The following is a 617-nucleotide window of genomic DNA, read 5'->3' as shown; positions in this document are numbered from 1 at the left end:
CGCATTATCTCATCCTGGTGCCGGGCGCCGATCCGGAGCGCCGCTGGGTGAAGGTCAGCTGCGGCCATGTTTCCGGCAGCAGCGCGGCGACCGTGCCGGCCGCGCCTGACGGGCAAGGCAAGCCGGCGGCATCGGGGAAGCCCGAATACGTCTTCGCGCTGAGCTGGCAGCCGGCGTTTTGCGAGACAAAGTCGAACAAGACCGAATGCAGGGCACAAAGTGCCGGCGATTTCGACGCCACGCATTTCACCTTGCACGGCCTGTGGCCGCAGCCGAATGGCAATTTCTATTGCCAGGCGACGGCGAGCGACAAGGCCAACGACAATCCGGCCCACTGGAAAGACCTGCCGCCGGTCAATCTTGACGCCAACACCCGCACGGAACTCGATCAGGTGATGCCTGGAACGGCCTCCCATCTCGAACGGCATGAATGGATCAAGCACGGCACCTGCTACGGCAAGAGCCAGCAGGACTATTTCTCCGATGCGCTGAATTTGATGCGCGCGGTGAACAGTTCGCCGGTGCGCGATCTCTTTGCCAAAAACATCGGCGGCAAGCTAACGGCCGACCAGATCCGCGGCGCTTTCGACACTGCCTTCGGGGCGGGAGCAGGGGAC

General features: G+C 63.2%; 1 protein-coding gene. It reads left to right on the top strand.

Annotated elements, in window-relative coordinates:
- On the top strand, nucleotides 1–617 hold a 617-nt coding region (locus ENZ74_RS33685; protein ID WP_164761499.1), incomplete at both ends, for a ribonuclease.

The sequence above is a fragment of the Mesorhizobium sp. M7A.F.Ca.CA.002.15.2.1 genome (assembly GCF_003998715.1).
GTDB lineage: Bacteria > Pseudomonadota > Alphaproteobacteria > Rhizobiales > Rhizobiaceae > Mesorhizobium > Mesorhizobium ciceri.
This window is presented reverse-complemented; position numbering and strand designations above follow the sequence as displayed.